Source organism: uncultured Lentibacter sp., from assembly GCF_937123735.1.
Lineage (GTDB): Bacteria > Pseudomonadota > Alphaproteobacteria > Rhodobacterales > Rhodobacteraceae > Lentibacter.
This window is the reverse complement of the sequence record NZ_CAKZKL010000027.1, coordinates 21,492-41,894: the sequence shown is the minus strand read 5'-3', so window position 1 is coordinate 41,894 and position 20,403 is coordinate 21,492. Positions and strand designations below refer to the sequence as shown.

The 20,403-nt window shown below is 58.5% G+C and carries 19 protein-coding genes; 13 read left to right on the top strand and 6 right to left on the bottom strand.

All coding sequences use genetic code 11. The features are described from left to right. Positions 1–216: 216 nt before the first annotated feature. The 3 genes from Q0478_RS07200 (at position 217) to Q0478_RS07190 (ending at position 2,933) form a co-directional block, all read left to right on the top strand. Entirely contained in the window at positions 217–1,116 is a 900-nt protein-coding gene (locus tag Q0478_RS07200; protein WP_298677672.1) for a PfkB family carbohydrate kinase, read from the top strand. Continuing rightward, a complete protein-coding gene (locus Q0478_RS07195; protein WP_298677671.1) occupies positions 1,109–2,026 on the top strand; it encodes a pseudouridine-5'-phosphate glycosidase in 918 nt (305 codons plus the stop codon). The genes Q0478_RS07200 and Q0478_RS07195 overlap by 8 nt, the downstream gene beginning before the upstream one ends. A gap of 166 nt (positions 2,027–2,192) precedes the next feature. Next, a complete protein-coding gene (locus tag Q0478_RS07190) occupies positions 2,193–2,933 on the top strand; it encodes a DUF502 domain-containing protein (protein WP_298677669.1) in 741 nt (246 codons plus the stop codon). A 14-nt stretch (positions 2,934–2,947) separates the two neighbouring features. Here Q0478_RS07190 and Q0478_RS07185 read toward each other — a convergent pair whose 3' ends face one another. Beyond that, a complete protein-coding gene (locus Q0478_RS07185) occupies positions 2,948–3,721 on the bottom strand; it encodes a 3-hydroxybutyrate dehydrogenase (RefSeq protein ID WP_298677667.1) in 774 nt (257 codons plus the stop codon). A gap of 301 nt (positions 3,722–4,022) precedes the next feature. On the opposite strand from Q0478_RS07185, the gene Q0478_RS07180 reads away from it, so the two are divergent. Both Q0478_RS07180 and Q0478_RS07175 read left to right on the top strand, forming a co-directional pair. Then, positions 4,023–5,843, top strand: a complete 1,821-nt coding sequence (locus Q0478_RS07180) for an extracellular solute-binding protein (protein WP_298677664.1) — start codon at positions 4,023–4,025, stop codon at positions 5,841–5,843. Positions 5,844–6,041: 198 nt separating this feature from the next. Then, entirely contained in the window at positions 6,042–6,695 is a 654-nt protein-coding gene (locus tag Q0478_RS07175) for an MIP/aquaporin family protein (RefSeq protein ID WP_298677661.1), read from the top strand. A gap of 1 nt (position 6,696) precedes the next feature. Here Q0478_RS07175 and Q0478_RS07170 read toward each other — a convergent pair whose 3' ends face one another. Next, entirely contained in the window at positions 6,697–7,323 is a 627-nt protein-coding gene (locus Q0478_RS07170; RefSeq protein WP_298677659.1) for an XRE family transcriptional regulator, read from the bottom strand. Positions 7,324–7,376: 53 nt separating this feature from the next. Between Q0478_RS07170 and Q0478_RS07165 the strand changes: the two genes are divergently transcribed. The 5 genes from Q0478_RS07165 (at position 7,377) to Q0478_RS07145 (ending at position 13,455) form a co-directional block, all read left to right on the top strand. Beyond that, the gene (locus tag Q0478_RS07165; protein WP_298677656.1) at positions 7,377–8,891 is read left to right on the top strand and encodes a class I adenylate-forming enzyme family protein; all 1,515 of its coding nucleotides are present in this window, start codon (positions 7,377–7,379) and stop codon (positions 8,889–8,891) included. Between the two features lie 52 nt (positions 8,892–8,943). Next, positions 8,944–9,582 (top strand): DsbA family oxidoreductase, encoded by a 639-nt coding sequence (locus Q0478_RS07160; protein ID WP_298677653.1) that lies wholly within the window; start codon positions 8,944–8,946, stop codon positions 9,580–9,582. Beyond that, positions 9,579–9,881 carry a potassium channel family protein gene (locus Q0478_RS07155; protein ID WP_298677651.1) on the top strand — a complete coding sequence of 101 codons (303 nt, stop codon included), beginning with the start codon at positions 9,579–9,581 and terminating at the stop codon, positions 9,879–9,881. The genes Q0478_RS07160 and Q0478_RS07155 overlap by 4 nt, the downstream gene beginning before the upstream one ends. Next, positions 9,878–11,086 (top strand): multidrug effflux MFS transporter, encoded by a 1,209-nt coding sequence (locus Q0478_RS07150; RefSeq protein WP_298677648.1) that lies wholly within the window; start codon positions 9,878–9,880, stop codon positions 11,084–11,086. The genes Q0478_RS07155 and Q0478_RS07150 overlap by 4 nt, the downstream gene beginning before the upstream one ends. Positions 11,087–11,250: 164 nt before the next feature. Then, positions 11,251–13,455 (top strand): NADP-dependent isocitrate dehydrogenase, encoded by a 2,205-nt coding sequence (locus tag Q0478_RS07145; protein ID WP_298677645.1) that lies wholly within the window; start codon positions 11,251–11,253, stop codon positions 13,453–13,455. A 51-nt stretch (positions 13,456–13,506) separates the two neighbouring features. Here the strand turns inward: Q0478_RS07145 and Q0478_RS07140 are convergent, their stop codons facing one another. Further along, positions 13,507–13,713: a DUF6356 family protein gene (locus Q0478_RS07140; protein WP_298677642.1), complete on the bottom strand. Its 207-nt coding sequence runs from the start codon at positions 13,711–13,713 to the stop codon at positions 13,507–13,509. A gap of 115 nt (positions 13,714–13,828) precedes the next feature. On the opposite strand from Q0478_RS07140, the gene Q0478_RS07135 reads away from it, so the two are divergent. The 3 genes from Q0478_RS07135 to Q0478_RS07125 all read left to right on the top strand — a co-directional run bounded on the left by Q0478_RS07135 (position 13,829) and on the right by Q0478_RS07125 (position 17,222). Next, complete coding sequence (locus Q0478_RS07135) at positions 13,829–14,284, top strand: Lrp/AsnC family transcriptional regulator (RefSeq protein ID WP_298677640.1); 456 nt, start codon at positions 13,829–13,831, stop codon at positions 14,282–14,284. Between the two features lie 11 nt (positions 14,285–14,295). Beyond that, positions 14,296–14,625, top strand: a complete 330-nt coding sequence (locus Q0478_RS07130; RefSeq protein ID WP_298677636.1) for an SMR family transporter — start codon at positions 14,296–14,298, stop codon at positions 14,623–14,625. A gap of 101 nt (positions 14,626–14,726) precedes the next feature. Beyond that, the gene (locus tag Q0478_RS07125) at positions 14,727–17,222 is read left to right on the top strand and encodes a penicillin acylase family protein (protein WP_298677634.1); all 2,496 of its coding nucleotides are present in this window, start codon (positions 14,727–14,729) and stop codon (positions 17,220–17,222) included. Positions 17,223–17,240: 18 nt separating this feature from the next. Here Q0478_RS07125 and hflX read toward each other — a convergent pair whose 3' ends face one another. The 3 genes from hflX to Q0478_RS07110 form a co-directional block, all read right to left on the bottom strand. Continuing rightward, complete coding sequence (hflX, locus tag Q0478_RS07120; RefSeq protein WP_298677632.1) at positions 17,241–18,521, bottom strand: GTPase HflX; 1,281 nt, start codon at positions 18,519–18,521, stop codon at positions 17,241–17,243. After that, entirely contained in the window at positions 18,518–18,757 is a 240-nt protein-coding gene (gene hfq, locus Q0478_RS07115; RefSeq protein ID WP_089891201.1) for an RNA chaperone Hfq, read from the bottom strand. Before hfq ends, hflX begins: the two co-directional genes overlap by 4 nt. A 128-nt stretch (positions 18,758–18,885) precedes the next feature. After that, complete coding sequence (locus tag Q0478_RS07110; RefSeq protein ID WP_298677627.1) at positions 18,886–20,400, bottom strand: TrkH family potassium uptake protein; 1,515 nt, start codon at positions 20,398–20,400, stop codon at positions 18,886–18,888. Positions 20,401–20,403: the final 3 nt, after the last annotated feature.

The following is a 20,403-nucleotide window of genomic DNA, read 5'->3' as shown; positions in this document are numbered from 1 at the left end:
TTTTCCTTTCCGGTTTATGCCTTGATGGAGGGAAGAGAAGCGAAGCTTCAACCGGTGGACGCATGAGGATGTCTCCCCCATAGGCCCGCCTCCATCTGCGAAGTTAGTGGCGCGCGTATATAACTGCGCCCTGCCCTTTGCAAGCCCTGATTGTCTTGCTAACACGGCCTGCGCATTGCCATTGTCATCGCTTGCTCAGAAAGGCATTGAAGCCCCATGCAAACGCCCTCTGAAGATATCATCTGTATTGGCTCCGTCCTGTGGGACATCATCGGGCGCAGCCCGCGCGACATGATCGCGGGCAATGATGTGCCGGGACGTATTCACCGTATCCCCGGCGGGGTTGCGATGAATATTGCGATGACATTGGCACGCTTTGGCTTGCGTCCGGTTTTGTTGTCTGCGCTCGGGCGAGACGCTGCCGGAGACGAGCTGCTGCGGGCCGCCCAGCAGATGGGACTTGTCTGCGATCACATCCATCTCAGCGCCCGCCCGACCGATAGTTATATGGCCATTGAGGGCGCAAACGGTCTGATTGCGGCCATCGCAGATGCGCATTCCCTTGAAGAGGCAGGCAGCGCTATTCTGACCCCCTTGCTGGACGGCACCTTGGGAGATGCAGACCACCCCTTCCAAGGGGCGATAGCGCTTGACGGAAACCTCACAGAGGCGCTCTTGAGCGAAATTGCCCAAAGCGCGGCTTTTGCGCAGGCCGATCTGCGCATTGCGCCCGCCTCGCCCGGAAAAGCCGCCCGTTTGCGCAGGGTGATAGGGCATAAGGGCGCGACGCTTTATATCAACCTTGAAGAAGCCCGCTTGATCAGCGCCAAGCCCGCGCTCAACACCGCCAAAGCCGGGGCCATGGCCCTGCTAGACGCCGGTGCGCGCCGTGTGGTTGTTACCAATGGCGCAGAGCTGGCCTGTGATGCCTGTGCGGACGCTTGTTTTGAAGCTGGTCCAGCGCGCGTGACCCCGACAAGGATCACTGGCGCGGGGGACACATTCATGGCGGCCCATATTGCCGCCGAGCGGCAGGGCAAGAGCCGTGATGCGGCCATTGTGTTCGCCCAAGACATCGCAGCAAAATATGTGGCAGGAGATGAAAACTATGTTTGATATGACTTTCTCATCAGAGGTTCAAAAAGCTCTGGACAACAAGACACCGCTGGTAGCGCTGGAGAGCACAATCATCACCCACGGGATGCCCTACCCCCAAAATATCCAAACCGCGCGGGAGGTTGAAGCGCAAGTGCGCGCCCATGGTGCCACCCCAGCGACCATTGCGGTCTTGGAGGGGAGGCTGCATGTTGGGTTGGAAGACGCCGAGCTAGAGCAGCTTGCCATGGCGGGCGATATTGCCAAGTTAAGCCGCGCTGATCTGGCTGCTTGCATGGCCGCGGGCAAGACCGGAGCCACAACAGTGGCGGCCACAATGATCGGCGCTGCGCTGGCGGGGATTTCGGTTTTTGCCACCGGAGGGATCGGCGGGGTGCATCAGGGGGCCGAGCTGAGCTTTGACATTTCGGCAGATCTTCAGGAACTGGCCCAAACGCCGGTGACAGTGGTGGCGGCCGGGGCCAAGGCCATTCTGGATATTCCCAAGACACTGGAGGTTCTGGAGACACTGGGTGTGCCGGTGATCGCATATGGACAGGATGCGTTTCCGGCTTTCTGGTCGCGCCACTCGGGGGTGAAGGCCCCGTTGCGGATGGACAGCCCTGCCGAGATCGCCAAGGCGCATGGACTGCGCCAGGCCCTCGGGCTGCCGGGAGGACAACTTGTTGCAAATCCCGTCCCGCTTGAGGATGAGATCAGCCTTCAGGTTATGGCGCCGGTGATCGCACAAGCCCAGGCTGAGGCGGCGGCCCAAGGGATCAGCGGCAAGGCCGTCACCCCGTTTTTGCTGGGCCGGATTTTTGAACTCACAGATGGGCGCTCCTTGATGACCAATATTGCACTGGTCATGAACAACGCGCGCCTGGCTGCGCAGATTGCCTGTGCGCTGATGCAACCGGAAGATGCTTAAACCCTGTGCAGGAGGCTTCTGGAAGGCACAGGAACTGCACAGAAACCACACAGGATGCCAGCCCGGGCGCTCTATTCAAAAACCATGAGAAACAAAGCGCTTTAACGATTGTGTAACCCTGCGCCAGACCCTACATCTGAAGCAGTATTTCGGGATATGATCACGCATGACAACACCATTTGATGAAGAAACCCACAAGCGCCGCAGCCTGTTTGCCGGTTTGCGGGCCTCGTTTTTCACCGGTCTGATCGTGATCGCGCCTGTGGCCTTCACACTCTGGCTCTTGTGGAGCTTTATCGGTTGGGTTGATGGGTTTGTGATGCCCTTTGTGCCATTCAACTACCACCCCGAGCAGCTGGTCAACCGCTGGTTTGGGCGGACTTTGGGCACAGACGATTGGATCCACATCAACATCCGTGGTGTCGGTGTGTTCGTGTTTTTCTTTTTCACGATATTTGTGGGCTGGCTTGCCAAGGGCCTCTTGGGGCGCTCACTCATTCGCTACGCCGAGGGCCTTCTGGAGCGCGTGCCGGTGGTGCGCTCTATCTATAATGGCGTGAAGCAGATAGCCGAAACGATCTTTGCTCAATCCGAGCGCAGTTTTGAGAAGGCCTGCCTGATCGAATATCCCCGCAAGGGCATCTGGGCGATAGGGTTTGTCTCGACCCATGCCAAAGGCGAAATCGCCGCAAAATCGGATGTTGACGGCGGCTTGATGAGTATTTTCCTGCCCACGACCCCAAACCCGACATCAGGCTTTTTGCTGTTTGTGCCACGGGCCGATGTGATCGAGCTTGATATGAGCGTGGAGGATGCGGCCAAGCTCGTGATCTCTGCTGGGCTGGTCTATCCCAATGCAAAAGACCCTTCCAGCCCGCCAGCCAACGGCGGCGCGTCACAGCCCTGAGGGCGCGCGCCCTGTCACAGCGCGGTCCAGCCGCCGTCGACGGATAAGGTTGTGCCGGTGATCTGGGCAGCGGCTTCAGACGCCAAAAACACCGCCGTGCCGCCAAGCTGTTCAACGGTGGCAAACTCTTTTGACGGCTGGCGCGTGAGCATGACATTGCGGATCACATCCTCGCGGCTCATGTCATATTCCTTCATCGTATCCGGAATTTGAGCCTCGACCAGCGGTGTGAGCACATAGCCGGGGCAAATTGCATTGGCTGTGATCGGCTCTTCGGCTGTCTCCAGAGCCGTGGTCTTGGTCAGGCCCACAACACCATGTTTCGCCGCGACATAAGCCGCCTTATAGGGCGAGGCCGTCAGCCCGTGGGCGGAGGCGATGTTGATCACACGCCCCCAACCGGCTTGGCGCATCATGGGCAGCGCTGCGGCGGTAGTGTGAAAAGCAGAGCTGAGATTGATGGCAATGATGGCGTCCCATGTTTCGGTGGGAAAGGCCTCGATCGCGGCAACATGCTGAATGCCTGCGTTGTTCACCAGAATGTCACAGCGCCCTGCGGCCGCAATCAGTGCGCGGCAGGCCGCGCCCTTGGACATATCGGCCTGAATATAGCGTGCTGATACCCCCGTTTGCGCAGCGATTTGCGCCGCCAGCTCATGGTCTTCTGCGCGGTCGGTGAAGGAATTCAGCACCACATCGGCCCCTGCCCGCGCCATTTCCCAAGCGACCCCAAGGCCGATCCCTGAATTTGAACCTGTGATGACGGCGGTTTTGCCCTTGAGTGACATGCGGATCTCCCAGTTGATACCCGCCAGCCATAACGCGACAGCGCCGGCATTGCCAAGCCAAAGCACGCGGCCCGAGCAGGGCGCAACGCACACAAACGACTGCGCGCACGCAAAAAAAACGCCAGCACAAGGCTGGCGTCAAGTTATTGAGGCAGGTTTCATACAGGCAAGAAACCTATCGAGCAGTGCCCTCTTTATAAGCAATCTTAACACTCAATCCAAGCTAAAAGTTTGTATTGGGTTTTACGCACCGTTAAGGTTTGATTTAACAAAATAAGCATCAGGCAGGATTGTCGCAGAAATGAGATCAGTTTTTTTCCATGCGATCGCAGGGATTTGTGCGTCTATTGGGCTGGCTTTCGGGGGGGCTGGCCTGGCCCGGGCGCAGCCCGCGCATGGCATAGCTATGTATGGAGACCCTGCTCTACCACCGGATTTTGTGTCTTTGCCCTATGTGAACCCAGATGCCCCTAAAGGCGGCGAGCTGAGGGTCGGAAATACGGGCGGCTTTGACAGTTTGAACCCGTTTATCTTCAAAGGAACGCCCCCCTGGCAGCTGCGGTTTTTGGCGTATGAAAGCCTGATGGCGCGCAATTGGGATGAGCCGTTTTCGCTCTATGGGCTGCTCGCCGAATCGGTTGAAACGGGTCCGAATCGCGAATGGGTCGAATTTACCCTGCGCAAAGAGGCCCGATTCTCTGACGGCAGCCCGGTGACAGTAGACGACGTGATCTGGAGCTACGAGATTTTGGGCCGCGAGGGCCACCCGCGCTATCGCAGCTTCATGGCGCAAGTCCAAACAATTGAAGCGCGTGGCCCACGGTCTGTGCGGATCACCTTCAACACGGACAACCGCGAACTGGCCCTGATCGCTGGGCTGCGGCCAATCCTGAAAAAGGCACAATGGGAAGGCCATGACTTTGGACAGTCAGGTTTTGATGTCGCCCCGATCGGCTCTGCGGCCTATGTGATCGCTGATTATGAGCCAAACAGGTTTCTGACCCTTGAGCGCAACCCTGACTACTGGGCACGCAACCTGCCCATCCGCCGCGGCACGGGCAATATCGACAGGTTGAAGATAGAGTTTTTTGCCGATGACACGGTCCTAAAGGAGGCTTTCAAGGCGGGTTTGCTTTCGGTTGTGCGTGAGTATAACGCCAACAAATGGGACAACGCCTATGATTTTCCCGCTGTGGCGCGCGGTGATGTGATCAAGACCGAAATTCCAGATGGCAAACCATCCGGCATCACAGGGTTTGTCATGAACACGCGCAACCCGCTCTTCGCGGATTGGCGGGTGCGCGAAGCCTTGATCCTGGCGTTCAACTTTGAATTTATGAACGATGTGATCACTGGGGGAGCGCAAAAGCGGATCACGTCTTACTTCAGTGGCTCTTTTCTTGGTATGCAGCCCGGAGCGGCCACAGGGCGTGTCAGGGACTTGCTGTCTCCCTTTGCTGAGACACTGCCTGCTGGGGTGCTGGAGGGCTATGCCCTGCCCGTTTCCGATGGCACCAAGCGCAACCGTGCCAACCTGCGTGCGGCCCAAAAACTGCTGGCCGAGGCCGGATGGAGCGCGGCTGATGGCACATTGCGAAACGCATCTGGAGACGCTTTTGCCTTCAAGATCCTATTGGCCAGCGGCGCGGGCGAGCTGACCGCTTTTGCCAATATTTATAGTCAGGCGCTTAAAAGGCTGGGCATCAAAGCTGAGGTGGAAGCTGTTGACAATGCTCAGTATTTTGCACGCCAAAACACGTTTGACTTTGATATGACCAATATCCGGCGTGGCTTTTCGCTGTCTCCGGGCAATGAGCAAAAGCTCTATTGGGGCAGCGAGGGTGCGGATCAGCCGGGCTCGCGCAATCTGATGGGGCTGCGCTCGCCTGCGGCTGATGCGATGATACAAACCATGGTGTCCAGCGACAGCGTGGAAGAATTTGTCGCCGCGACGCGCGCGTTGGACCGCATTCTGACAGCCGGGCGCTATGTGATCCCAACATATGCTTATGGGGTGAGCCGCATTGCCCATGTCAAAGAGTTAAAACACCCCGCGCACACGCCCATCAACGGTGATGGATATTGGTTTATGCCCGATGTCTGGTGGTTTGATGGCCCTTAACCCAAGCTGATTTGGGTGAGGGCTGTTACAAATCCTTCATTTGCAGGGTGGCTGGCTTTTGGATTATGCGGCCCTGTGGGTTAGGACCGTAAGGACCTGGCACAATGGACTCTTGCGTTTGGGCCTTGGCTTTCTGGCCGGGGTAGCCAAAGGCAGGCCGAGAGATCAGGCCCGCGCGGCGAGAAGAGAGAATAGGCAATGCAAAAACTGTTTTCGGAAGCCTTGGGAACCGCCTTTCTTTTGATGGGTGTGATTGGCTCGGGGATCATGGGGGAAAGCCTGTCAGACGGGAACACAGCCCTTGCGCTCCTGGCCAATGCCATTGCAACGGGGTGTATTCTTTACGGTATCATCACCTGCCTAGGGCCTGTGTCGGGCGCCCATTTCAACCCGGCAGTCACCTTGTTCTTTGCCGCGAGGGGTGAGCACCCGTGGGCCGAGGTGGCGCCCTATATCTGCGCTCAGATTATTGGCGCGCTGCTGGGGGTTTTGGCTGCGCATATGATGTTTGATCAAGCGCTCTTTCAGATCAGCCAAACCCAGCACCGCACCGGCCTCGCCCAGTGGAGCTCAGAGATCATTGCAACCTTCGGGCTTCTGTTTGTGATCGCCGGCGGCGTGCACCACAAGCCTGACACGGTCCCCCCGCTTGTCGGCCTTTATATCACCGGGGCGTATTGGTTCACCGCGTCCACAAGCTTTGCCAATCCGGCGGTCACATTTGCGCGCGGCTGGTCAGATAGCTTTGCCGGCATAGCGCCACACCATATTGCGATGTTTGTGCTCATGCAGCTTATTGGGCTGGGGGTTGCGCTTGTTGTGTTGCCACACATCTTTGGCCGCAAAGCTTGAGTCAAACCAAAGAGGTTACCCAAAGCACAGTGGCATCATCGGCACTGATCGAGATCACATTGTGGCCCATAGATGCGTCATAATAAGCGCTGTCACCGCGCTTCATATCAACGGGCTCGTAAAACTCCGTATAAAGCCGGATCACCCCTGTGAGCACATAGAGAAACTCCTCGCCATCATGGCGCACCCAGCCGTCAAATTCTTCCATGTCCCGCGCCCGGATGCGCGCCTGATAGGGAAGCATCTTCTTGGCTGAGAGGCTCTCGCCCATCAAGCGGTGTTCGTAAGTTGCTGTGATATGGTCTGCGCCGTCACCCGCCCGTGTCAGGCTCATACGCGCCGTTGCCTGGGCCGTTTCGGGCGGTGTAAACAATTGCGGCACCGAGATTTGGAGCCCGATCGCCAGCTTCTTCAGCGCCTCATATGTGGGTGACATCTGGCCGTTCTCGATCTTTGACAGGGTCGAGCGAGCCAGACCGGCCTGTTTGCTGGCCTGCTCCAACGTCAGACCGAGGCTTTTGCGCAGGTCCCGCACCCGCGCACCCAGATCAATTTGTTCAGGCACAGGCGCCTCAGCGCCCGCGCGGGCGATCTTGATGAGAGATTTGGGATCAGCAGCATTTGTCATGGCGCTTTCATAGGGCCTTGCAGAGCCCGCGCCAAGCCCCTAGCACAGAGAGCATGGACAGCATTCTTGACAGAGGGGCGTTTGCGCCCTGCCCGAGCCCGTTTAACATGGCCCAACATGTCTTGGGCGCAGCTTCCCGGACCCCGGACAAACTGGCGCTTGCCGTCATGGCTGAAACCGGCATGACGCCCTACAGCTACGCTGCGCTTGAGGCGGCTGTGCGCGGCACAGGCACAGGCCTTCTGAGGGCAGGCATGACCCCCGGAGATATCCTCTTGTTGCGCTTGGGCAATACGGCGCAATTCCCAATTGCCTATCTTGGGGCAATCGCTGTCGGGATCGTGCCAGTGCCAACCTCCTCACAGCTGACCCAGGCTGAAGTGGACGCAATGGTGCAAACGCTCAAGCCCAAAGCCGTCGCACAATCGGCATCCGTGTCTGCGCCCACGGCTGGCGCCTGCCTCTCCCTGAGCGAGGCGGAGCTTCACGCCATGCAAGCGCTGCCTGCCTGTGACTATGACATGGGCCCGCCCGAGCGCTTAGCCTACATCATTTACACATCCGGCACCTCCGGTCAGGCCCGTGCGGTGCAACATGCTCATCGCGCTATCTGGGCACGCCAGATGATGTTTCAGGGATGGTATGGGCTCACCAGCGAAGACCGGCTCTGCCATGCCGGGGCCTTTAACTGGACGTTTACATTGGGCACAGGCCTGATGGACCCCTGGACCCTCGGGGCCACGGCCCTGATTGCACAAGATGCAACTCCCCCCGAAGCTCTTTTAACGCTTGTGAAGCAGCATGGAGCCACCGTGTTTGCGGCCGCACCGGGCGTATATCGCAAGCTGCTCAAACCGCGGCAGCCGCTCGATCTGCCACAATTGCGCCACGCGCTGAGCGCCGGAGAGAAGCTGAGCGAAACCTTGCGCACCCGCTGGCGTGACGCCAGTGGCACCGAAATCTATGAAGCCTATGGGATGTCGGAATGCTCGACATTTATTTCCGCCAGCCCCACGACGCGCGCAGCCCATGGCGCATTGGGCACAGCCCAGCCGGGCCGCCGTGTAGCGCTCCTCGGACCAGACGGCCCCGTTGCCCAAGGTGAGGTCGGAGAGATCGCAGTGCATCGCGACGATCCGGGCTTGATGCTCGGCTACTTAGGGGCCAAGCAAGAGACAGAGGCGCGCTTTGACGGCCAGTGGTTCAAGACCGGAGATCTTGGCCGGATGGATGCGCAGGGCCAGATATATTACGAGGCCCGCAAAGACGACATGATGAATGCAGGTGGCTATCGGGTGTCGCCACTGGAGGTTGAAGCCGCCTTGAGCGACTTTGAGGGCCTGAGCTCTTTGGCTGTCACAGATGTGGAGATCAAGGAAGATGTGCGCATCATCGTGGGGTTTTACACTTCAGAGCAGCCCATCGATGAGAAAGCCCTGCAACGCCACGCCCAAAACAGGCTGGCAGGCTACAAATGCCCCAGGCATTTTCAGAGGCTATCCGCCCTGCCCCTTGGGCCAAACAACAAGCTGCGCCGCAAGGCCCTCAAGGCGCTAATCGCGATTTGAGGTTTTGATTTGCGCAACACAGCGCTAAGGAAAGCTGGAAAGGCTCTGTTCCATGATGAAACTTGATATTATCTCCGACCCGATTTGCCCGTGGTGCTACATTGGCAAGGCCCAGCTCGACCGCGCTCTGGCTCAGCGGCCCGACCACCCCTTTGAGATTGAATGGCATCCGTTCCAGCTCAATCCGACCATGCCCGCCGAGGGAATGGAGCGGCGAGCCTATCTGGAAGGCAAGTTTGGTGGCAAGGAAGCGGCCTTCAACGCCTATAAACCTGTTGTGGAACACGCCAAGGCGGCGGGTGTTGTGATCGAATTTGACAAGATCAAGGTGACGCCAAACACGCTTGATGCGCACCGCCTGATCCATTGGGCAGGAATTGAGGGACGCCAAACAGCCGTGGTTTCGGCCTTGTTCAAAGCCTATTTTCAAGAGGCCCGCGATATCGGGGCGCATGAGGTCTTGGCGGATGTGGCCGACAGTATGGGCATGGACGCAGCGCTCGTGCTCAAGCTGCTGGCCTCAGACTCTGACCGCGCGGACATTCAACAACGCGACAGCCACAGCCGGGATATGGGCGTGAGCTCGGTTCCGACGTTTATCGTGGCCAATCAACATGCCGTTCCCGGCGCGCAGCCCGCCGATCTCTGGCTCAAGGTGATTGACGAACTGCTGCAAAGCCCGCCGCAATGAACGTCTCGACACGATCACTCCTTCTGGTCTTGGGGCTGGTCATCACTTCGGGGACCGTGTTTTTCCGCTTTGCCGAGGGCTGGAGCTGGATAGACGCCTATTTCTTCACCGTGGTGACGCTTTCAACCGTTGGCTATGGCAATCTTGTGCCTGCAACCGTTGTTGGAAAGATCGGCACAACTGTCTTTATCTTCACGGGTCTGGGCATTTTCGCCCTCGCGATTCAGCAATTTGGCCATTTTGCCTTTCTCAAGCGCCGCCAGAAAGCGCTCGAAAAACACAGGGACCCCAAGGAATGACCCAGTTGCAGATCAGCAAGCCCGAGTTCATTGCGCTGATGGCCATGATGTTTGCCATGACCGCATTTTCGATTGACGCCATGTTGCCCGCCCTGCCCCAGATCGGCCAAGAGCTCAGCCCTGAAAACGTCAATGCAGCCCAGCTGATCCTCACATCTTTTGTTCTTGGTATGGGGATCGGAACCTTCTTCACCGGCCCGCTCTCAGACAGCTTCGGGCGCAAACCCGTGATCTACGCAGGGATTGCGCTTTATATGGTCGGTGCCTGCCTGGCCTGGCTGGCGCAAACCCTTGAGCTCGTTCTGGCCGCGCGCCTGATCCAGGGTTTGGGCATCGCGGGCCCAAGGGTTGTGTCGCTCGCAATCATCCGAGACCTCTATGAAGGACGCCAGATGGCCAAGCTCGTTTCGATTGTCATGATGATCTTTACGCTTGTCCCAGCCATTGCACCGCTTGTCGGCGCAGGGATCATCGCACTGACCGGGTGGCGCGGGATCTTTGCGGCCTTTGTTCTCTTTGCCTTTGTCGTGACACTCTGGTTCGGGCTGCGCCTCAAAGAGACCCTGCCCAAACCGGCCCGTCGGCCTTTTGAGGCCCAAAAGCTCTGGACCGCCCTGAAAGAAATGTTGTCCCATTCGGTCGTGCGCACGGTGATTGTGGTGCAGACATTTTGCTTTGCTGTGCTCTTTGGCGCGCTCTCGTCTGTGCAGCCGATTTACGATGTCACATTCGGACGTGCCGAGAGCTTTCCGTTGTGGTTTGCTCTGGTGGCAGTCTTGGCTGGAAGCGCCAGCATTCTGAATGCGGCGCTGGTTGTGCGGCTTGGAATGCAATTTCTCACCACTGTGACCCTCGCGGTTCAGGTGTGCCTTTCTGGCGCAATGATTGTGATCACCCTGCTGACCTTGCCCGATGGGCTTTATTTCGGGCTTGTTGTGTTCTGGCAGTTTTCGCTCTTTGCGATGGCCGGGCTCACCTTGGGCAACCTCAACGCGATGGCGATGGAACCTTTGGGCCATATCGCCGGGCTTGCCGCCTCCATTCTGGGCGGAACATCCACCGTTTTTGCGATGTGCTTTGCCATACCGCTCGGGCTTGCCTTTGATGGCACGCCGCGCCCGGCGGCAATTGGGATCTTCATGCTCACGGTCTCAGCCCTTGTCTTCATGTTAAAGCTTGACCGCGTTCCGCGCTCAAACCGTTAACCGGTGATGCGTGCAGTAGGCTTGGAGCGCGTGCTGAAAATATTTTTGTATACTTTTGCATACCGTCTTTCATTTTGCGCAGATTTGGGCTATCACGCGGCCAATTCCAATGACTCGCCGTGCAGGCTGCTTGCCGCCCGGCCCCCTGTAAACAAGGATTGATCATGGCCGATACCACCACTCCCGACATCATCTACACAAAAGTTGACGAAGCCCCGGAACTCGCCAGCGCGTCGCTTTTGCCGATCATTAAGCGCTTTGCTGCGGCGGCTGATATTTCGGTCGGCACAAAAGACATCTCGCTTGCGGGCCGTATCCTGGCTGCCTTCCCCGACCATCTCACCGAGGCACAGCGCCAGTCAGACGATCTGGCCGCCCTTGGAGAACTGGTCAAGACAGCAGAGGCCAATGTCATCAAGCTGCCAAACATTTCCGCCTCCGTGCCACAGCTTGTCGCGGCGGTAAAAGAGCTTCAATCGCAAGGCTACGCCCTTCCTGATTACCCAGAAACACCCACGACAGAGGCCGAGAAAGCCGTGCGCGCGACCTATGACACGCTCAAAGGCTCCGCCGTGAACCCTGTGCTGCGTGAGGGCAACTCTGACCGCCGCGCCGCCGCCGCCGTGAAGAACTACGCCCAGAACAACCCGCACCGCATGGGCGAGTGGACAGCCCAAAGCAAAACCCGCGTCGCCGCCATGTCGGGTGGGGATTTCTTCTCCAACGAGGTGTCCGCCACCCTTCCCAAAGCCGCCACAGCCAAGATCGTTCTGGAAACAGCCTCAGGCGAAACTGTGCTGAAAGAGGCGGTCTCCTACCCTGCGGGCACGGTTGTAGACGCAACCTACATGAGCGCCGCAGCGCTTGATGCCTTCCTCGCGGAAGAGATCGAAAAGACAAAAGCCGAAGGCACGCTCTTTTCGCTGCACATGAAAGCCACGATGATGAAGGTCTCCGACCCGATCATCTTCGGCCACGCGGTCCGTGCCTTCCTCGCACCTGTATTCGAGGCCCATGGCGACAAGATGAAAGAGCTGGGCGTCAACCCCAACTCAGGCATGGGCGATTTGCTCGCGCGTGTCAAAGACGAAGCCGAGATCATGGCCGCAATCGAGGCCTGCATGGCCGCCCGCCCGCCGATGTATATGGTCGATAGCGATCGTGGCATCACCAACCTGCATGTGCCGTCTGATGTGATCATCGACGCCTCCATGCCCGCGCTCATCCGCGCTGGCGGCAAGGGCTGGGGCCCGGACGGCAAGGAGCATGACGCCAATTGCGTGATCCCCGACAACTCCTACGCCCCCGTCTATGACGAGACGATCAAATTCTTCAAAGAGCACGGCAAGCTCAACCCCGCCACAGCGGGCACGGTGCAAAACATCGGCCTCATGGCGCAAAAGGCCGAGGAATATGGCAGCCACCCAACCACCTTTGAGCTGCCCGAGGCCGGCACCGTCAAGATGATCCTGGATGATGGCTCCGTTCTGCACAGCCACACAGTTGAGGCCGGCGACATCTGGCGCTCCGCCTCCGCACGCCAGGCTCCCATCGAAGACTGGGTCAACCTCGCCATCGACCGCCAGCGCGCCACAGGCTACCGCGCGATCTTCTGGCTCGATGCGTCCCGCGCCCACGATGCGCAGCTCATTAACTATGTGAAACCGATCCTTGAGGCCAAAGGCGTGGCCGACAAGTTCGAGATCATGGCCCCCCGCGAAGCCACCCGCGCCTCGCTGGAAACCATCACCAAGGGTGAAAACACCATCGCCATCACAGGCAATGTGCTGCGCGACTACCTGACCGATCTCTTCCCGATCCTTGAGCTGGCCACCTCGGCCAAAATGCTCTCCATTGTGAAGCTCATGCAGGGCGGCGGGCTCTTTGAGACAGGCGCAGGCGGTTCGGCCCCCAAGCACGTTCAGCAGCTTGAGGCCGAAAACCACCTCCGCTGGGACAGCCTGGGCGAGTTCTGCGCGCTTGGCGAAAGCTTCCAGTTCCTCGCCGATGCCAAGGGCAACGAAAAGGCGCGTGTTCTGGGCAAGGCTGTCGATGCGGCAACTCAAGGCATCCTTGACAACAACCGTTCTCCCAGCCGCAAGGTCGGCGAGCCTGACAACCGCGATAGCCACTACTGGTTTGCCCGCTATTGGGCGGAAGCTCTGGCTGCACAATCAGAGGATGCCGCAATGGCGGCCGAATTTGCACCCGTCGCCAAAGCCTTGGCCGAAGGTGAGGCTGCTATCCTTTCAGAACTGGCCGCAGCGCAGGGCAAACCTGCCGATGTGGGCGGTTATTACCACGCCGATGACGCCAAACTTGCCGCTGTGATGCGCCCAAGCGCATCGCTCAATGCCATCATTGGCTAAAGGCGCAGGCGCGCGCAGACAGGCTCTGCGCGCGCCTTGAAAAGAGGCGTCTCAACGGCCTCTGTTTTGGGTTTTCCCATAGAGTTTGACGAGAATGCGGCTTGCAGTTTTTTCACAAAGCGCGGGCATAAAGGCGTGGACAAGCGCAGCAAGGCCCGCAACAGACAACCACATCGAAAACCCGAGTGCAAAGCGCATATGCTCAAAATAGCTTTCGTTGACGGAGTTTGGATGGCTTAAAAACAGTTTGTTGATCATGGCGCGTTCCTTTGCTTTGTGCTCCTGTGGGTAAAGCAGGTTCTCCGGCCGATTATCCCAAATTTTGCTAGAATCCCTTGTCTTTTCAAAATGTTTCCCAATAAAGTGGCAATTGATGGGACAAGATGAAATTGATCGTCGTATTTTGCGTCAGTTGCAGCGTGATTGCGACATCTCGCTCGACACGTTGAGCGCACAAGTTGGTTTGTCGCGCAATGCGTGTTGGCGGCGCATGAGGCAAATGCAGGATGACGGGCTCATTCAAAAGCGCGTCGCTCTGCTGGATGCCAAAGCACTCGGGCTGTCCTTGACTGTCTTTATCCAGATTCGCGCGGAAAAACATACGCCAGACTGGTCGGCGGCGTTTGCCCGCGCCACGCGCGCTATCCCAGAAATCAGCGGTGTTTATCGCATGTCTGGCGACCTTGATTATCTCATCCGGGCGCATGTTGAGGATATGGCAGGCTATGACAGGCTCTATCAGAAGATGATCTCCAAAATATCTATGGCCGATGTGTCTGCCAGCTTCGTGATGGAAGACATCAAGAACACCACTGAACTGCCCCTTTGAAAGCAAGCACCATGCCTTACCTTTTCCTTGCCATCGCCGTGATCTTTGAAACGATTGGCACCTCGGCCATGCAGGCCAGTCAGCAATTCAGCCGGTTCTGGCCCTCGGTTCTGGTGGTCGTCGGCTATGGGATCAGCTTTTATTTCATGGCCTTGACCCTGCGCTACATGCCGGTGGGGATTGTCTATGCCCTGTGGTCGGGGTTGGGGATCGTGCTTATTGCAACGATTGGCTATGCCGTCTTTGGCCAGAAGCTGGATGGGCCGGCCCTGCTCGGGCTTGGGCTGATCATTGCCGGGATCGCAGTTATCCAGCTGTTTTCCTCCACCACCTCTCATTGAGGCGCGGCGCGCCACATCTTTCCCCTTGCAGCCAATTGGCGTATCGTTTGTATCGGCACGAGCGCCGGGCGGCAGTCGCCAGTTAGGATCAGGGAGAAAAAATGCTCACAGTGTTTCGTTGGCTCATGCGCATCACAGCCGTGATGCTTGCCTGTTCAGTGGTGTTGGTTCTGGCCGCCTATTACCTCGCCGCGCGCTCCTTGCCCGAGTATCAGAAAACCCTCGATGTCAAAGGGCTTAGCGCACCAGCCCGGATCCTGCGCGATCATTCCAATGTGCCTCACATTTTTGCCGAAGCCGCGCAGAGCGATGATTCTCCGGTCTTTTTCGGGCTTGGCTATGCTCACGCTCAGGACAGGCTCTGGCAGATGACCGTGTTACGGCGCACGGCGCAAGGGCGGCTCTCGGAGGTCTTTGGGCTGTCCACATTGCCCATCGACAAACTCTTGCGCCGATTTGAAATCTACAGCCTCGCCCGCAGCTCTTTGGCGGTGCAGGATGCCGGCACGCTTGCTGCGCTTGAAGCCTATGCGGCAGGCGTGAACGCCCGGCTGGCCGAGATCAACGCCCATGCGCTTGGGCGGGGTGCGCCTGAGATGTTTCTCTTCAACGCGCCCATTGCGCCTTGGCAGCCCGAAGATTCCCTCGCCATCTTGAAGCTCATGGCGGTGCAGCTGTCGGGGCATGCTGAAACCGATATTTTGCGCGCCCGCACCTCGCTCATCCTCAAAGATGACGCCCGCCTGAAAGATCTGCTGCCCGATGTGCCCGGCACCGGTGTGGCCGCCCTGCCCGCCTATGCCAGCCTGTTTCCCCAATCGTCACTGCCCTCGCAATTTGCACGGCGCCCTGAAGCGTCCGGTCTCAACCATCCGCTGTCGCCGTTTAAGCCACGCGCGCTTGCTGGCGCGTCCAATGCCTGGTCTGCCGCCCCCTCTCGCTCGGCCACCGGCGGCACTTTGTTGGCCAATGACCCCCATCTGGAGCTGACCGCGCCAGCCATCTGGTATCTCGCCCGCCTTGAACTGGCCACAGGCGGAGTCATCGGTGCAACAATCCCGGGAATGCCCCTGGTGCTTGTCGGGCGCGGCAAGACATTGGGCTGGGGGCTCACATCTTCTTACCTGGATGATCAGGATGTCTTTATCGAAGAGCTCAACCCGGCCAACACCGAAGAATACCGCACGGCTGAGGGCTTCAAACCCTTTGAAACGCGCCGCTCGATCATCAAGATCAAAGATGCGGCGCCCGTTACCCTGGTGTTACGCCGCACTGAGAACGGTCCAGTGCTGCCACCGAGTTATCACAATGTGGGCACCATCACCCCCGCCGGTCATGTCGCCTCGCTAAATTGGACCGGGCTTGACCCAGCCGATACCTCCATGAGCGCGGGCCTAAACCTGATGCGGGCGCAAGACATTTCCCAAGCGCTGGCAGCCAGCGCCGCATTTATAGCCCCCTCTCAAAACCTCACATTGGCCGACCGCTCCCACATTGCCATGAAAACCATCGGTGCCATGCCCCGCCGAGATGCGCGCTCTGAAAGCAAAGGCCGTCTCCCGGCGCGTGGCTGGATCTCGGAAAATCGCTGGCAGGGCTATCTGCCCAACACCGCAAACCCGGAGTTTTTGCGCCCCTCGGGGGGCATTGTCGGCAATACAAACAACAAGCTGCTTGAGCGCCCCTTCCCGCTGCATGTGTCCTATTCCTGGGGCGACACCCAGCGAATTCTGCGTTGGCAACGTCTCATGCAGGGGCGCAAGGCGCACACACGCGACAGCTTCATCGAGGCCCAGCTCGATGCGGTGAGCCAATCAGCGCGCACCCTCTTGCCACTTGTGGCCGCGAACCTGTGGTTTTCCGGCACAGCGGCCAATGAAGGGACCCCAGAGCGCAACCGCCAGATTGCGCTTGATTTGCTTGCAGACTGGAACGGCAATATGAACGAGCACCTGCCCGAACCGTTGCTATACTCAGCTTGGATGCGGTTTTTGCAAGACAGGCTGATCCGGGACGAGCTCGGCCCTCTTGCGCAAGATTTCACACATCTGGAACCGCTCTTTATCGAACGTGTTTTTCGCAACATAGACGGGGCCGCAAGCTGGTGCGATCTGCGCCAATCTGCGGCACAAGAAACTTGCACAGATATCGCGCGCCAATCTCTTGACGAGGCCTTGATCTGGCTGGAAGAAACTTACGGCACCTCGCTGGAAGCCTTGCGTTGGGGCGATGCCCATGAGGCCACCCACGACCACCCGGTCTTGGGGAGTGTTCCGATCCTGCGCCACTTTGTGAATATTCGCCAAAGCACCTCGGGGGGAGACAACACATTGATGCGCGGGCGCAGCCGTGGCACAGGCGCCGCCCCGTTTCAAAATGTCCACGCCGCCGGCTATAGGGGCGTCTACGATCTCACAGATCCGGACAGCTCTGTTTTTGTGATTTCCACAGGCCAATCCGGCCATCCGCTGTCGCGCCACTATGATGATCTGGCACAGCTCTGGCGGCGCGGGGATTATGTCACGATGTCGCTTGACGAGGCGCTGGCGCGCGCAGCCTCGGTGGGCGAAACATGGCTGCTACCCATAACAGAATGACGGGCGAGGCCAGCCGGCTTATAGTTTGCGAAACTGGTCTGACTGGCGCTTGGTCCAGTTCACTTTCAAGGTATAGCCATCCTCGCTCTGGCGTTCGGCCTCGACAACGCCCTGCTCAAACAGCCAGGCGCGTTTGCGCCCCTCATTGAAGCCCAAAGCCAGCGCCTCACGTTTTTTGAGCCCCTGCAAGCTTTCTGCAATGGCCGCCAGCAGTCCATCTAAGCCGTCACCTGTGAGCGCAGAAACCGCAAAAACTCCGTCGCTGCGCGCCGCTTGGGTGCGCGTGGCCTGTTGCGCGTCCTCTTCCAGAAGATCGACCTTGTTGAGCACCTCAAAGAAGGGCGTTTCCCCATCAATCCCAAGGCTTTCCAAGATGGTTTTGACATCTTGGGCCTGGGCATCTGTTTCGGCATGGGCAATGTCACGGATATGCAAAATGAGATCTGCGCTCAGCACCTCTTCCAGAGTCGCGCGGAACGCGGCCACAAGCTCTGTGGGAAGATTGGAGATAAATCCGACCGTGTCGGACAGAATGACCTCAAGCCCGCTGGTGGGCAGTTTCACCTTGCGCATTGTCGGATCAAGCGTCGCAAAGAGCATGTCCTTGGCCATCACGTCGGCCCCTGTGAGGCGGTTGAACAGCGTAGATTTGCCCGCGTTGGTATAGCCCACAAGCGCCACAATCGGGAATGGGACCTTCGCACGCGACTTGCGGTGCAGCTCGCGTGTTTTGACAACTTTGGCAAGCTGGCGCCGCAGCCGCACGAGCTGTTCATCAATTGCGCGCCGGTCGGCTTCGATCTGGGTTTCGCCCGGCCCCCCGACAAACCCCAGCCCGCCCCTTTGGCGCTCAAGATGGGTCCAGGCACGCACAAGCCGGGTGCGCTGATAGCTGAGCGCGGCCATCTCAACCTGCAAGACACCCTCCCGGGTGCGCGCACGATCAGAAAATATCTCCAGGATCAGCCCGGTGCGATCGAGAATTTTGACCGCCCATTTCTTCTCAAGGTTGCGCTGTTGAACCGGGCTGACAGGGCCGTCGATCAAGACAAGCTCCACCTCTGCCGCCTTGAGGGCAAGCCGGATTTCCTCAAGTTTTCCGGTTCCAAACAACAGGCCCGGATGCGGTTTCTTGAGGCGCACAACCTCTGCGCCCACAATTTCGAGGCCCGGCATGGCCTCGGCCAAGGCCACGGCCTCGTCCAACGCATGGGCTGCTGTTCGGATTTGCGCGTCTTTGCGAATGATGTCTGGGTGAAGAACCCACGCCCTCGTCAGCGCCGGATCAAGATCGCTCACTGAGCTTCTTCACCCTCATAAAGCGAAATCGGTTGCGCTGGCATGATCGTGCTTATGGCGTGCTTGTAAACAAGCTGGCTTTGCCCATCGCGGCGCAACAAGACGCAAAAATTGTCAAACCAAGTGATAACGCCCTGCAACTTGACACCGTTGATTAGAAAAATCGTCACGGGTGTCTTGGTCTTGCGGACATGGTTGAGGAACGCATCCTGAAGATTTTGACGGTCGGAAGCCATGGTTCTTATGCCTTATTATCAGTTTCCGGCCGAGGTCTGGCCGTGTTGTGCTGTTAAGTATGTCGTGCAAAATCGGAACAATAAACCCCCAAAACATCCAAGAGCGGCAAATCTGTTGCAGCTGCGTATCAGTCGCGCCACAGGCTTGGGTTGAACATTGCAATGATGGCGAGTGTTTCCAGCCGCCCCAACACCATCGCCGCACAGAGCGTGAGCTTTGCGGCCTCACTCAATTGTGCCAGCAGGATGGGTGTCTCTGCCGCAGCATGAACAAGCGGCCCGGTGGTCGAAAGGCTGGCCACCGACAAGATAATGGCCTGCTCAAATTCAACCCCCGTTGCAGTCAGCAAAAGCATCACAACCGCAAGGGACAGCGCAAAGAGCATGAAGAAGATCCAGGCGATATAGGCCCCTTTCGAGCGGATCCGCCGGCTTTGATTGCTGGCACGCCCCACAGAGTTGGGGTGCACAAGCCGCTCCATCTCGCGCAGGCCGTTGAGATAGAGCGCATAGACGCGCAACAGCTTCACGCCGCCCGCTGTGGTGGCCACCCCGCCCCCAATCAACGCCAAGCCCAGCAACATCAATCCGGAGGCCCCCAAGCCCGACCAATCGCGCGCCGCCTCCCAATCGGCACTTTCAAAGCCGGTGGTGGTCAGAAAGGACATCACGGTAAAAAAGCTGCCCCAAAGCGCGCGCAAGGCCGCGCGCAGGTTCTCCTCCTGGGCCATATCAAACGAGGCCAGCCAGTGGCGCACAAAGAGCAGCAAGGTCACGCCCACGACAATAAACATTCCCAACCGAAACTCAGGATCATTGTGCAGCCCCTGACGGCGGGTTGTGATGGTATCGGCCGAAAACGTCAGCCGCGACAAGGCAAAGAAGAGAAACAGGAAAATGACAAATTCCCCCCTGAGGCCGGTGACACTGCCCTCCAGCCCGCCGGTGGCGGAAATACCGCTGGTCGAAAGTGTTGACATCGCATGAATGGCCGCCACGAGGGGGCTGTCTCCGATGATCATGAGGCAGGTCGCCAAAACGGCTGTTAGCCCGACATAGAGCGGCGCAAGCCCTTCCAGCCCCCGCATGAGGCGCTTTCGGTCATTGTGTGGCACATAGTTGTCCAGAGGCATCTCACCCCGCCCCGGCTCCGCAGATGCGGTCACTTCAAACCCGCCAAGCGCCAAGGGTGCCAAAACGGCCGCCGCCGTGATCCAGACAAACAGCCCGCCCAGCCAGCCAACTTGGGCGCGCCACAGGTGCATCGTTCCAGAAAGCCGGCCCGGCTCAAACAGCGGTGCTCCGGTGGTGGTGAAGGCCGAAACCATCTCAAAGTAGGCGTTGAGAAAGCTCGTGGTCTGCACCCCTTCATAAAAAGGCACCGCCAGCATCAGAGGCAAGAAGACATAGGCCGCCACAACAGCAGCAAGGTTGCCCAGCCCCCCCCGGCGGCGCATCGCGCCGGCATGGACAGTGATGGCCACCAAACTTGAGACAAACAGCCCCAAAGTGCCGGCATAAAAGAAGCTGCGGGCCTCATGGTGGTTGTTCCAACTTAAGGCATGGATCGCTGGGGCATACATGGAGACCGACGCCAGCAGCGTGAGCTGCAAGAAAAGCGGGATCTCTGTCAGCCGGTTCATCAC